Source organism: Pseudolysinimonas kribbensis (assembly GCF_039531715.1).
Taxonomy (GTDB): Bacteria; Actinomycetota; Actinomycetes; order Actinomycetales; family Microbacteriaceae; genus Pseudolysinimonas; species Pseudolysinimonas kribbensis.
Genome location: NZ_BAAAQO010000001.1, coordinates 58,488 through 70,473 on the forward strand (window position 1 = coordinate 58,488; position 11,986 = coordinate 70,473).

At 72.2% G+C, this 11,986-nt stretch carries 14 protein-coding genes; 4 read left to right on the forward strand and 10 right to left on the reverse strand.

Going from position 1 to position 11,986, the window contains the following annotated elements:
• Position 1: 1 nt before the first annotated feature.
• Genes rlmB through ABD285_RS00305 form a run of 4 tightly spaced genes read right to left on the reverse strand, consistent with a single transcriptional unit; the run spans position 2 to position 4,097 of the window.
• The gene (gene rlmB / locus ABD285_RS00290) at positions 2-1,009 is read right to left on the reverse strand and encodes a 23S rRNA (guanosine(2251)-2'-O)-methyltransferase RlmB (RefSeq protein ID WP_284254532.1); all 1,008 of its coding nucleotides are present in this window, start codon (positions 1,007-1,009) and stop codon (positions 2-4) included.
• Positions 1,009-2,433: a cysteine--tRNA ligase gene (gene cysS / locus ABD285_RS00295; protein WP_284254531.1), complete on the reverse strand. Its 1,425-nt coding sequence runs from the start codon at positions 2,431-2,433 to the stop codon at positions 1,009-1,011. The genes rlmB and cysS overlap by 1 nt, the downstream gene beginning before the upstream one ends.
• A gap of 24 nt (positions 2,434-2,457) precedes the next feature.
• The gene (gene ispD / locus ABD285_RS00300; RefSeq protein WP_344199240.1) at positions 2,458-3,591 is read right to left on the reverse strand and encodes a 2-C-methyl-D-erythritol 4-phosphate cytidylyltransferase; all 1,134 of its coding nucleotides are present in this window, start codon (positions 3,589-3,591) and stop codon (positions 2,458-2,460) included.
• 23 nt (positions 3,592-3,614) lie between these two features.
• Complete coding sequence (locus ABD285_RS00305) at positions 3,615-4,097, reverse strand: CarD family transcriptional regulator (RefSeq protein ID WP_284254529.1); 483 nt, start codon at positions 4,095-4,097, stop codon at positions 3,615-3,617.
• 143 nt (positions 4,098-4,240) lie between these two features.
• Between ABD285_RS00305 and ABD285_RS00310 the strand changes: the two genes are divergently transcribed.
• The gene (locus ABD285_RS00310; RefSeq protein ID WP_344199244.1) at positions 4,241-4,768 is read left to right on the forward strand and encodes a hypothetical protein; all 528 of its coding nucleotides are present in this window, start codon (positions 4,241-4,243) and stop codon (positions 4,766-4,768) included.
• 9 nt (positions 4,769-4,777) lie between these two features.
• Here the strand turns inward: ABD285_RS00310 and ABD285_RS00315 are convergent, their stop codons facing one another.
• Together ABD285_RS00315 and ABD285_RS00320 are read right to left on the reverse strand one after the other, a co-directional pair.
• Positions 4,778-5,458, reverse strand: coding sequence for a response regulator transcription factor (locus ABD285_RS00315; protein WP_284254527.1), 681 nt, complete (start codon positions 5,456-5,458; stop codon positions 4,778-4,780).
• Entirely contained in the window at positions 5,459-6,607 is a 1,149-nt protein-coding gene (locus ABD285_RS00320; protein WP_284254526.1) for a sensor histidine kinase, read from the reverse strand.
• A gap of 162 nt (positions 6,608-6,769) precedes the next feature.
• On the opposite strand from ABD285_RS00320, the gene phoU reads away from it, so the two are divergent.
• Positions 6,770-7,429: a phosphate signaling complex protein PhoU gene (phoU, locus tag ABD285_RS00325; protein ID WP_284254525.1), complete on the forward strand. Its 660-nt coding sequence runs from the start codon at positions 6,770-6,772 to the stop codon at positions 7,427-7,429.
• Positions 7,430-7,495: 66 nt separating this feature from the next.
• On the opposite strand, the gene ABD285_RS00330 is transcribed toward phoU, so the two are convergent.
• Complete coding sequence (locus ABD285_RS00330; RefSeq protein WP_284254524.1) at positions 7,496-8,242, reverse strand: phosphoglyceromutase; 747 nt, start codon at positions 8,240-8,242, stop codon at positions 7,496-7,498.
• Positions 8,243-8,414: 172 nt separating this feature from the next.
• On the opposite strand from ABD285_RS00330, the gene ABD285_RS00335 reads away from it, so the two are divergent.
• Entirely contained in the window at positions 8,415-9,200 is a 786-nt protein-coding gene (locus ABD285_RS00335) for a class I SAM-dependent methyltransferase (RefSeq protein ID WP_344199251.1), read from the forward strand.
• Positions 9,201-9,221: 21 nt separating this feature from the next.
• Here the strand turns inward: ABD285_RS00335 and ygfZ are convergent, their stop codons facing one another.
• From ygfZ to ABD285_RS00350, 3 genes are all read right to left on the reverse strand, one after another.
• The gene (ygfZ, locus tag ABD285_RS00340) at positions 9,222-10,220 is read right to left on the reverse strand and encodes a CAF17-like 4Fe-4S cluster assembly/insertion protein YgfZ (RefSeq protein WP_344199254.1); all 999 of its coding nucleotides are present in this window, start codon (positions 10,218-10,220) and stop codon (positions 9,222-9,224) included.
• Complete coding sequence (locus ABD285_RS00345) at positions 10,189-10,788, reverse strand: nitrobindin family protein (RefSeq protein WP_284255701.1); 600 nt, start codon at positions 10,786-10,788, stop codon at positions 10,189-10,191. The genes ygfZ and ABD285_RS00345 overlap by 32 nt, the downstream gene beginning before the upstream one ends.
• Positions 10,789-10,928: 140 nt before the next feature.
• The gene (locus ABD285_RS00350; protein ID WP_284254522.1) at positions 10,929-11,183 is read right to left on the reverse strand and encodes a hypothetical protein; all 255 of its coding nucleotides are present in this window, start codon (positions 11,181-11,183) and stop codon (positions 10,929-10,931) included.
• A gap of 50 nt (positions 11,184-11,233) precedes the next feature.
• Between ABD285_RS00350 and ABD285_RS00355 the strand changes: the two genes are divergently transcribed.
• Positions 11,234-11,920 carry a response regulator transcription factor gene (locus ABD285_RS00355; RefSeq protein ID WP_284254521.1) on the forward strand — a complete coding sequence of 229 codons (687 nt, stop codon included), beginning with the start codon at positions 11,234-11,236 and terminating at the stop codon, positions 11,918-11,920.
• Positions 11,921-11,986: the final 66 nt, after the last annotated feature.

The following is an 11,986-nucleotide window of genomic DNA, read 5'->3' on the forward strand; positions in this document are numbered from 1 at the left end:
CTCAGCGCTCGGCGCGGAGCTTCGCGATCTCGTACAGCGCGACGCTCACGGCGATCCCGGCGTTGAGCGACTCCGTCGAGGACTCGATCGGGATCGACACGACCGCGTCGCAGGTCTCGGTCACGAGCCGCGAGAGTCCGTCGCCCTCGCTGCCGACGACGAGCACGAGCGGCTGCGGCGCGAGCTCCAGACCGGGCAGCGACAGGTCGCCGCCCCCGTCGAGTCCGAGCACGAAGACGCCGCGCGCCTTGAGCTCCTTGAGCGTCTGCGTGAGGTTCGGCGCCATCGCGACGGGCACGCGCGTCGCCGCACCGGCCGAGGTCTTCCAGGCCGCCGCCGTCATCCCGACCGACCGGCGCGACGGCACGATCACGCCCTGGCCGCCGAACGCCGCGACCGAGCGGATGATCGCCCCCAGGTTGCGCGGGTCGGTCACCCCGTCGAGGGCGACGAGCAGCGGCACGCCGCCGCCGTCCTCGATCCGGTCGAGCAGCTCCAGCGGGTGCGCGTACTCGTAGGCCGGCACCTTGAGCGCGACGCCCTGGTGCACGGCATCCGGACCGCTCAGCCGGTCGAGCTCCGGGCGCATGACCTCCAGCACCGGGATGCCGCGCTTCGTCGCGAGGGCGAGCGTCTCCTTGAGACGGTCGTCCATCTCCACGCGCGCCGCGATGTAGAGCGCCGTGGCCGGGATGCGTGCCCGCAGCGCCTCGAGCACCGAGTTGCGGCCGGTCACGACCTCGCTCTCCTCGCCCCGGCGGGACCGCGGTGCCGGCCGGCGCTGCCCGCCCGAGGATCCCGCGCCCGTGCCGCCGCGCCCGTAGCGCGTGCGCGCGGCCTCGAGCCGGTCGTTGGCCGCCTTGCGCTTGCCGGCGACGTGCCAGCTGCGGTCCTCCGCCTTGGGGGTCGGGCCCTTGCCCTCGAGCGCCTTGCGGCCGTGGCCGCCGGTGCCCGTGGTCGCGCCCTTCTTGCCGCCCTTGCGGCCGCCCGGCCGTCCCGGTTTCGTCATCAGCCCACGCTCCACTGGGTCCCGTTCGCGGCGTCCTCCAGCACGATGCCGGCGTCCGCGAGCTCGTCGCGGATGCGATCCGCCGCTCCGAAGTCCTTCGCCGCCCGCGCACGGGCCCGGTCGTCGAGGAGTCGCTCGACGAGCACGCCGAGTGCCGCGGCATCCGCCCCGTCGCCGCCGGTCGCCCACTCGGGTGCGGTCGGGTCGATGCCCAGCACACCGGTCATCGCGAGCACCTGCGCCCGCGCCGTCGCCGCCGCCGCGAGGTCGCCCGCGTCGAGCGCCGCGTTGCCGGCCCGCACCGTCTCGTGTAGCACGGCGAACGCCTGCGGCGTGCCGAGGTCGTCGTCCATCGCCGCCGCGAACGCCTCAGGAACGGCGCCGGGCACACCCGTCGCCGGCTCGGCCTCCAGCGCCTTCGCCGTGCGTGCCAGGAACCCCTCGATCCGCTCGAACGCGGCCTCCGCCTCGGCGAGCGACCCGTTCTGGTAGTCGATCGTCGAGCGGTAGTGCGCGCTCGCGAGGTAGTAGCGCACCACGATCGGCCGCGCACCGCCGAGCACCTCGCCCGCGAAGACCGAGTTGCCGAGCGACTTCGACATCTTCTGGCCCTCGACGTTCACGAGCCCGTTGTGCACCCAGTACTGCGCGAAGCCGAAGCCCAGCGCACTCGACTGGGCGAGCTCGTTCTCGTGATGCGGAAAGCGCAGGTCGAGTCCGCCGCCGTGGATGTCGAAGGCATCGCCGAGATAGCGGCGCGACATCGCGGAGCACTCGATGTGCCATCCCGGCCGTCCGCCGCCCGCGCCATCGGCTCCCCAGGGTGCCGGCCAGCTCGCCGACGCCGGTTCGCCGGCCTTGGCGCCCTTCCAGAGCGCGAAGTCGTGCGGGTCGCGCTTGCCGCGCGTGGGGGCGTCGGCCGACTCGGCCATGTCGCCGAGCCGCTGGCGGGTCAGGGCGCCGTAGTCGGGCCAGGTGGTGGTGTCGAAGTAGACGTCGCCCGTGTCGTCGTCGGCGACGTAGGCATGCCCGCCGTCGATCAGGCGCTGGATCAGCTCCAGCATCTGCGGCACGCTGCCGGTCGCGCGCGGCTCGTAGGTGGGCTCCCGGATGCCGAGCGCGCGATACGCGGCCGAGAACTCCGTCTCCACCCGGTACGCGACCGCCCACCAGGGTTCCGTCGCGCTCTCGTTGGCGAGGATCTTGTCGTCGATGTCGGTGACGTTGCGGATGAACCTGACGCGGTATCCGCGGTGCTCGAACCAGCGCCGCCACAGGTCGTAGACCAGGGCGCTGCGCAGGTGGCCGATGTGCGGCGAGGACTGCACCGTCGGCCCGCAGACGTAGAGCCCGACCTCGCCCTCGACGAGCGGCGTGAAGTCACGCAACTGCTGCTCGCGCGTGTCGTAGAGCCGGATCGTCACCCGTCGAGCCTAGGGCGTGCTCCGTCAGGACGCCCTCGTGAGCAGCGCCGTGGCGATCACGGCCACGCCCTCCCCGCGACCCGTGAAGCCGAGGTGATCGGAGGTCGTGCCCGCGACGCTCACGGGCGCACCGATCCGGCCGCCGAGCAGCGCCTCGATCTCGCTGCGCCGCTCCGAGATCCGGGGCCGGTCGCCGATGACCTGCACCGCGACGTTGACGACGCCGAAACCGGCGCCGGCGACCGCCTCGAGCGTGTCGCCCAGGAACAGCTCGCTCCGCGCTCCGGCGAAGCGCGGGTCGTCGGAGCCGAAGCGTCCGCCGATGTCGCCGAGCCCCGCGGCCGACAGCAGCGCGTCGCACACGGCGTGGATGACGGCGTCGCCGTCGCTGTGCCCGGCGAGCCCCGGCTGGTCGGGCCAGTACAGCCCGCCGAGCCAGAGAGGCGCCGCGTCGTCGTACGCGTGCACGTCGATGCCGATGCCGGTGCGCATGCCGCCCCCCTCGAGCGTCGCGGCCGCCCGGTGCAGGTCGGCCTCCGTCGTGATCTTGAACGCCGTGGGGTCACCCGGTACCACGGTCACCTCGTGCCCTGCCGCCGAGAACAGGGCGGCGTCGTCGGTGTAGTCGCGGTCGGCGGCGGCGTAGGCGGCCAGCAGCGCCGAGCGGGGGAATCCCTGCGGCGTCTGCATCGCGACGAGCGCGCTGCGGTCGACGGTCTCCCGGACGACCTCCCCCTCGACCCGCTTGATCGTGTCGGACACCGGGAGCCCGGGCACGGCGCCCGCGTCGGCGGTCACCGCCGCGGCGACGGCGTCGAACTGCTCCGGCGGGGTGAGCGGGCGGGCGGCGTCGTGGACCAGCACGACGCCGGCGGCGGGGTCGACGAGCGCGAGACCCGCGGCGACGGACGCCTGACGATGCGCGCCCCCGGCCACCACGGCGATCCCGGGGTCGACGCGTCGCGCGATCGCGCCGGCCTCGCCGACCCGTTCCGGCGGGGCGACGACGACGATCTGCGTGACGGACGCCGCCGCGCACGCCCGGCGCAGGGCGTGCTCCAGGATCGTCGTGCCTCCGAGCTCGACGAACGCCTTCGGCCGGTCGCGGCCGAGCCGCGAGCCGGAACCGGCCGCCACGACGACGACCGCGACGCGCATCCCGGGCCTCCGCGGCCTGATGTTTAGGAGGCCAGGACCTCGTCGAGGACGGTCGACGCCTGCTCCTCGTCGGTCTTCTCGGCGAGGGCGAGCTCGGAGATCAGGATCTGGCGGGCCTTCGCGAGCATGCGCTTCTCGCCGGCCGAGAGGCCGCGGTCCTGATCGCGGCGCCACAGATCGCGCACGACCTCGGAGACCTTGATCACATCGCCGGAGGCGAGCTTCTCGAGGTTCGCCTTGTAGCGGCGGCTCCAGTTGGTGGGCTCCTCGGTGAACGGGGCGCGCAGCACCTCGAACACGCGGTCGAGGCCCTCCTTGCCGATCACGTCGCGCACGCCGACGAGGTCGACGTTCTCCGCAGGGACCTCGATGGTGAGATCACCCTGCGTGACGTTGAGCTTGAGGTAGACCTTCTCCTCGCCTCGAATCGTGCGCTTCTTCACCTCCGTGATGGTGGCGGCACCGTGGTGGGGATAGACGACCGTCTCGCCGACCTCGAAAAGCATGGAGTTGTTCCTTCCGCAGACCTTCCATTTTACCACAGCGGACCTTCAGCCTCCGGGGGCGGTCCGGGCCCCGTCGCCCGTCCGGATATGCTGGGCACGACCCTCGGGAGGACCAGTTGAAGGCTCGGGCATTCGCCTCGATCGTGACCGCCGGGCTCGTGGTCGCCGGGATCGCGGGCTGCACGTTCGTCACCCCGATCGCCACCAAGGAGATCAACGACGTCACGGACGGCGTGAACGTCACCGTCGGCGACGTCAAGCTGCTCAACACGCTCGTGATCACGAAGAACGGGCAGAACGGCAACCTCGTCGCGCAGGCGTACAACGGGTCCGACGAGAGGGTGACCCTGTCGATCCAGTACGACGTCGACGGCCGGCACACCAAGAAGGTGACGCTGGCGCCCGGCAAGGCGACCGATCTCGGGTACGGGTCCAAGGGCCAGGTCTTCCTGCCCGACATCGCCACCGACGCGGGCGGCCTGCTGGCGCTCTACGTGCAGTACGGCTCGGAGCCCGGCAAGCAGATCACCGTCCCGGTGCTGACCAACCGGCAGGGCGAGTACCAGAAGCTCGACCCGACCACGCCGCCCAAGCCGACTCCGACGCCCACGATGACGCCGCTGTCCGGCGCCACCGAGAGCCCGGCGCCGAGCTCCTCGCCGACGCCGTAAAGGGCGGCGCTACGCCTCGAAACGGTAGCCGAGGCCGCGCACGGTCACGAGCATCGACGGCTGCGAGGGATCCTGCTCGATCCTCGAGCGGATGCGCTTGATGTGCACGTCGAGCGTCTTCGTGTCACCGAAGTAGTCGGCGCCCCACACCCGGTCGATGAGCTGGCCCCGGGTCAGCACCCGTCCGGCGTTGCGCATGAGCAGCTCGAGCAGCTCGAACTCCTTGAGCGGCATCGCCACCTCCGCGCCGCCGACCGACACCGAATGCCGCTCGATGTCCATCCGCACCGGGCCCGCCTCCAGGATCGCGTCGGCATCCACCTCGGTCTCCACGCGGCGGCGCAGCACCGCGCGGATGCGCGCCAGCAGCTCGCGCGACGAATAGGGCTTGGTCACGTAGTCGTCCGCGCCGAGCTCGAGCCCCACGACGATGTCCACCTCGCTGTCCTTCGCCGTCAGCATGATGATCGGCACGGAGGAGCGCGTCCGCAGCTCGCGGCACACCTCCGTGCCCGGCAACCCCGGCAGCATGAGGTCGAGCAGCACCAGGTCGGCTCCGGCGCGGTCGAAGGCGGCGAGCGCCTCCGGGCCGTCCGCCGCGGTGTCGGTCTCGTACCCCTCCCGTCGCAGCAGGAAGGACAGCGGCTCACTGAGCGAGAGCTCGTCTTCGACGATCAGGATGCGGGCCACTCAGGTCACTCCGAGGATCGCGGCCGTCGCGTGCGAGGCCTCCGGCAGGCGGATGGTGAAGGTCGAGCCGGATCCCGGCTGCGACCAGACGCGCACGTCGCCCCCGTGGTTCTGGACGGCGTGCTTGACGATGCTCAGGCCGAGCCCGCTGCCGCCCGTGCTGCGGCTGCGCGCCGCGTCGACGCGGAAGAAGCGCTCGAACACCCGGTCGCGCTCGTTCTCGGGGATCCCGACCCCCTGGTCGGTGACGGCGATCTCGACGACGCCCTCGTTCACCGCGACGCCGATGCCGACCCTCGACCCGTCGGGCGAGTACTGGATGGCATTGGCGATGAGGTTGTGCACGGCCGTCACCAGGAGCTGCTCGTCGCCGTACACCTGTGCGCGCTTCTCGCCCCCGACGACCAGCCGGATGCCGCACGCGTCGGCCGCGACCCGGTTGCGATCGACGGCCTGGGCGATCACGCCGCCGACGTCCACGAGCTCGGCGTGACCGAGGGCATCCGTCGCCTGCAACCGGCTGAGCTCGATGATCTCGTGCGTGAGCCGGCCGAGCCGGTCCGCCTCGATCGTGAGGCGTCCGGCGAACCGCCGCACCTCCGCCGGCTCGTCCGCCGCGGACTCGAGCGCCTCGGCGAGCAGCCCCACCGCGCCGATGGGGGTCTTGAGCTCGTGGCTGATGTTGGCGACGAAGTCACGCCGCACCTCCTCGAGCCGATGCGACTCGGTGCGGTCGTCGGCCAGCAGCAGCACGAACCGGCTGCCGAGCCGCGCGACCCGTACGAGCAGGTGGATCTGGGCCTCGCCGAACGGGCCGCGGCTCAGAGTGAGCTCCTGCGTGATCGGCTCGCCCTCCCGGCGCACCCGGTCGACGAGCTCGACGAGCTCGGGATGCACGAGCGCCCGGTTCCACACCAGCCCGAAGGCGAGCGCGCCGTTCGACGCCGTGAGCACGTTGTTCGAGGGGTCGAGCACGACCCCCGCCGACTCGAGGGCGTCGATGACCTCGTCGACCCCCTCCGGGAGGGCGGGACTCGCGACGGCGACGGCGCGAGCACCCCGGCGATGAGCCGCGACGATCAGAACCGTCGCTCCGGCCCCGACCACGAGGCCGAAGACCAGCGCCGCCCACGCGAGCCAGGGGTACACGCGACTAGATTAGGGCGCGGCATCCCGGTGGCACCGGTCGCGGGCGTCGACGGGGCTCCGCTTCGCCCGAAGTTCAGACCCGCGTCACCGGGCGTTCACCTGGGATGGCGAGCGTTGCCTGCGGGCGCGTCATCGCCCGGCGAATCGAGAGGACCGTCAGCCATGCGCGAGGTGTTCCAGCAGGAGCTGCGAGAGGTGCAGGACCGCCTCGTCGAGATCTCCTCCCTCGTGGAGGGCTCGATCGAGAACGCCGTCCGGGCCTTCAACGACTCGAACGTCGCGCTGGCCGAGACCGTGATCGAGGACGACACCAAGATCGACGCGCTGGCGGCGGAGCTCGACGAGCATGCCATCCAGATCCTGGCGCGCCAGGCACCGGTCGCACGCGATCTGCGCATCGTCGTGAGCGCACTTCGGATCAGCGCGTCGCTCGAGCGGATGGGCGACATCGCCGAGCACATCGCCCAGCTCGCGCGCTACCGCTTCCCCGACAAGGTCGTGCCGACGTCGCTGCGCGCGACCTTCGCCGAGATGGGCCGGCTCGACGTCGAGGTCGCGCACAAGCTCACCGAGCTGCTGCGCACCGAGGACACCCGGCTCGCCGAGGAGATCCGCGACGAGGACGACAAGATCGACGCGCTGCACCTCAGCGTCTTCGACAAGGTGCTCGGCGAGACCTGGAAGGGCGGCGCCGCCGAGACCGTGGATGCCACCCTCGCCTCGCGCTATCACGAGCGGTTCGGCGACCACGCGGTCTCGATCGCGAAGAAGGTGCGCTACCTCGCCACCGGCGATTGGGCGCCGCAGCGCGCTGGAGCTTAGAGCAGAGGCCATTTCCGGCCTCCGCCGCGACGCCAGCGCCCGTCTCGGGCCTCGGTTGCCGGCGCCCTACTTCTTGCCCTGCGCGGCGACGGCCGCAGCGCCCGCGGCGGCGGCCTCGGGGTCGAGGTAGCGCGAGGGCGCGACCGGCGTGAAGTCGTCGCCGAGCTCGTACACCAGGGGGATGCCGGTCGGGATGTTCAGCTCGGCGATGTCGTCGTCCGAGATGCCGTCGAGGTGCTTGACGAGCGCGCGGAGCGAGTTGCCATGGGCCGTGACGAGCACGGTCCTGCCGGCCGCGAGGTCCGGGACGATGTCCGAGCGCCAGTAGGGCAGCATCCGGTCGATCACGAGCTTGAGGCTCTCGGTGCGCGGGAGCTCGCGGTCGGGCACGTCGGCGTAACGCACGTCGTGCGCCTGCGAGAACTCGCTGTCGTCGGGCAGCGGCGGCGGCGGCACGTCGAAGCTGCGGCGCCACGTCATGAACTGCTCCTCGCCGTACTCGGCCAGGGTCTGCGCCTTGTCCTTGCCCTGCAGCGCGCCGTAGTGCCTCTCGTTGAGGCGCCACGAGCGGCGCACCGGGATCCAGAGCCGGTCGGCGACGTCGAGGGCGAGGTCCGCGGTCTGGATGGCGCGGGTGAGCACGCTCGTGTGGAGCACATCGGGGGCCAGCCCGGACTCCTTCAGCAGCTCGCCGGCGCGTGCGGCCTCCTGCACGCCCTGCTCGCTCAGCCGCACATCCACCCAACCCGTGAACAGGTTCTTCTGGTTCCACTCGGAGTTGCCGTGGCGCAGCAGGATCAGGGTGTGGGTCACGGTTTCAGCCTACGGCCGCCCCACCCGCCGAACGACCCGCCGAACGACCCGCCGAAACAGCCGCCGAAGGACCCGCCGAAAGACCTGTCGAAAGTTCAGGAGGAGGCGAGCGCGTCCCGCGCGAATCGGCGCGAATCGCCGTGCCGCTCCTGAACTTTGTACGGTGGGCGGCATGGCACGGGGCGCGATTCCGCAGGGGCGGATCACGCGCGGCACCACGGGGGCGAACCGGCTGCGCCGGATCGACCGGTGGATCGCGGCCCAGCCCGTGCTGCGGCGCACCGTCCAGCCGCTCGTGGTCGATCTCGGCTACGGGCGCTCGGCGACGACGACCCTCGAGCTGCGCGACCGGCTGGCGAAGCTGCGGCCCGATGTCGAGGTGGTCGGGATCGAGATCGATCCCGAGCGGGTGCGGATCGCGAGCGCCGCGGCGCGCGGCGGCGTGACGTTCCGGCTCGGCGGGTTCGAGCTCCCCCTCGACGGACGCCGTCCCGCGATCGTACGCGCGCTCAACGTGCTGCGGCAGTACGACGAGCACGAGGTCGCCGCCGCCTGGGCGACGATGTGCGCGCGCCTGCAGCCGGAGGGCCTGCTCGTCGAGGGCACGTGCGACGAGCTCGGGCGGATCGCCAGCTGGGTCGGCCTCGGTCCGGACGGGCCGCGCACCTTCACGATCTCGCTGCGCCTGGCGGAGCTCGAGGCACCCTCGATCGTGGCGGAGCGCCTGCCCAAGGCGCTCATCCACCGCAACGTCGCGGGAGAGCGCATCCACCGCCTCCTCGGCGACCTCGACCGCGCCTGGGCGACGCACTCCCCGCTCGCCGTCTACGGCCCCGTGCAGCGCTGGATCGCGTCGGTCGAGACCCTGCGCGCCGCCGGGCTCGCGGTGCACGACTCGCGCGCCCGCTGGCGCCTGGGCGAGCTCACCGTCGACTGGGCCGCCGTCGCCCCCGGCTGAGAACGGCGGAACCGGGAGGGATCAGCGGATGCGGGGGAGTCGCGGGACACCGGCCGTCGCGCCGGCATCCACGGGCACGATGACCTCCTGCGCGGCGGCGAGGTCGCCGTCGGCGGCGCGCACGGTGAGCGCGGCGCTCGGGTCGGTCGTGCGCTTCACGATCGCCAGGGCGATCGGGCCGAGCTCGAAGTGCCGGGCGGCCGCGGTGATCCGGCCGACGGTCGCGTCGCCGAGCAGCACGGCGTCGTCGTGGGCGGGCAGGCCGCCCTCTGAACCGTCGAGGTGCAGCAGCACCAGCCGGCGCGGCGGGTGGCCGAGGTTGTGCACCTTGGCGATCGTCTCCTGCCCGCGGTAGCAGCCCTTGCTCAGGTGCACGGCGCTGCGCAGCCAGTCGAGCTCATGCGGGATGGTCGTGGCATCAGGTTCGGTCGCGGCGCGCGGGCGGCGTGCGGCGATCCGCAGCGCCTCGGCGGCGTCCTCCGGCGCGAGGGCCGCCGGGAGCGCGTCGCGCGGCACGAGCGACTCCGACCAGGTCCAGTCGGTCACCGCATCCGGTTCGTCGGCGGCGTACTGCCAGCCGCCGGCCACCACGCTGGACCAGGGATCGTGCCACGTGACGACGGCTCCCTGCGGCGCGACACCGAACCCGCCGACCGTCGCGAAGTCCGCCGTCCGGTCGGCGACCTCGACGCGGAGCATGAAGCGCATCCGCTGCAGGAACTCGGCCAGCCCGGCGCCCGTGCCGGCATCCATGAGCAGCCAGGTCGTCTCGCCGTCGTCGACGACGCGCGCGGCGTACTCGATGCGCCCGCTCGGATCCAGCAGCAGCGTCTCGGCCGACTCCCCCGGCGTGAGCGTGGTGAGCCGCTGCGACGTGAGGGAGTCGAGCCAGTTGAGCCGATCGGGCCCGGTGATGCTCAGCACATCGTGCGACGACAGGTCGGCGAACGCGTCGGCCGCCAGGAGCGCGCGCTGGTCGGTGAAGGGATTACTCAAGGCGCGCCAACCGTCCGCTCGCATGGGTGCGCAGGTCCTGGCCGAGCGCGGCGATGTCCCAGGCCCAGAGCAGGTGCTCTTCGACGAGGCCGTACAGGCGGGTCGCCGCCGCATACTCCTTCGCGCTCGCCGTGCGCACGACGGCGTCGGTCGCGAGGTCGATGCGCGGCCCCTTCACCTGCCCGAGGTACAGCTCGCTCACGCCGCCGGGGTGCACGATCGACACCTCGAGGTCGAAGCCGCCGTCGCCGTTGCGCAGGGTCTCGACCGCCTCCGCCGTCTGGAAGACCGGCGAGCCGAGGCCGGGCAGCATGCCGGGGCCGGGGTCGGCATCCCCGAGCGGCCGGGCGAGGCGCCAGTAGCCGATCTCGGAGAAGAGCGGCCGCGGCTCCTCGCCCCCGAGCAGCCAGCTGGAGGAGGTGTACTGCACGTGCGGGGTGCCGTCCTGCGTGAACGCCACCCGCTGGCCGAACTCGTGCTCACGGGTCTCGTCGGCGATCTTGTACGAGAGCACGCCGCTGCCCTCCCACACACCGAGCAGCCACGACAGCGGCACGATCTCGGCGGGCAGGCTCGCGTCGAGGTCGAACAGGCGCGCCACGGCCGAGCCGCCTAGCGCTGCCCGCGGAAGAGGTTGTAGAGCACCACGACCGCGACGAAGGCGATCGCCAGCGCGGCGAGACCCAGCAGACCGATGTAGAAGAGCTCGACGGCCAGGATCATGAGGGCAGTCTACCGGCCGAGGCTCAGCGCCGCCGTGGCGAGGCCGACGATCACGAGAGCGCCGGAGAAGCTCAGGATCAGCCGGGTCACGAACCCCTCTTTGCGCTGCACACCCAGCTGGATCGCGATGGTCACGAGCACGCACAGCGCCATGACGATCGGCAGCCAGACGAGGCTGCGCCCCGGTGCGATGACCGCGACGACCACGGCCCCGGCGAGTGCGACGACCCAGACCGGGACGACGGTGCCGATCTGCCACGCCATGCCCGCCAGATTACCGCCGATAGACTCGTCGCACCCTTCAGGAGGCTCCGTTGGCCCAGCTGCTCATCCTGACCCAGGCGGTCGCGGGCGACGTGCTGCCCGCGCTGGGGCTCCTGAGCCACCGCGTGCGCACGATCCCCGCGCAGCCGGCGGCCCTCGTCAACGCCCCCGCCACCGACCTGATCCTCGTCGACGCGCGCGCCGATCTCGCGAGCGCCAAGTCGCTGTGCAAGATCCTCACCACCACCGGCGTCGCCGTGCCGCTGGTGCTCGTGCTCACCGAAGGCGGTCTGACGGCGGTCTCCGCCGACTGGGGCGTCGATGACGTGCTCCTCGAGAACGCGGGGCCCGCCGAGGTGGATGCCCGCATCCGCCTCGTGATCGGACGACTCGCCCAGCGGCAGGAGGCGGGCTCCAAGATCCAGGCATCCGGCGTCGTGATCGACGAGGCCAGCTACTCCGCGAAGGTGCACGGGCGGCCGCTCGACCTCACCTTCAAGGAGTTCGAGCTGCTGCGCTTCCTCGCGACCCATCCGAACCGGGTGTTCACGCGCGAGCAGCTGCTCAGCGAGGTGTGGGGCTACGACTACTTCGGCGGCACCCGCACCGTCGACGTGCACGTGCGGCGGCTGCGCGCGAAGCTCGGCGACCTCGAGTCGCTCATCGGCACGGTGCGCAACGTCGGCTACCGCTTCAACGTCGCCGAGGAGGACGACGCGCTCGCTCCCGTTCTGTAACTCCAGACGAACTTCCGGAGAACCTGGCGGCCGAGACGGCCGCCAGCGCTGGCGTCGCGGCGAAGG

Bases quoted from the DNA above. Each gene is read 5' to 3' on its own strand.
- rlmB (WP_284254532.1), bottom strand. From the start codon at position 1,009: ATGACGAAACCGGGACGGCCGGGCGGCCGCAAGGGCGGCAAGAAGGGC.
- ispD (WP_344199240.1), bottom strand. From the start codon at position 3,591: ATGCGCGTCGCGGTCGTCGTCGTGGCGGCCGGTTCCGGCTCGCGGCTC.
- ABD285_RS00305 (WP_284254529.1), bottom strand. From the start codon at position 4,097: ATGCTTTTCGAGGTCGGCGAGACGGTCGTCTATCCCCACCACGGTGCC.
- phoU (WP_284254525.1), top strand. From the start codon at position 6,770: ATGCGCGAGGTGTTCCAGCAGGAGCTGCGAGAGGTGCAGGACCGCCTC.
- ABD285_RS00335 (WP_344199251.1), top strand. From the start codon at position 8,415: ATGGCACGGGGCGCGATTCCGCAGGGGCGGATCACGCGCGGCACCACG.
- ygfZ (WP_344199254.1), bottom strand. From the start codon at position 10,220: ATGCGAGCGGACGGTTGGCGCGCCTTGAGTAATCCCTTCACCGACCAG.
- ABD285_RS00350 (WP_284254522.1), bottom strand. From the start codon at position 11,183: ATGGCGTGGCAGATCGGCACCGTCGTCCCGGTCTGGGTCGTCGCACTC.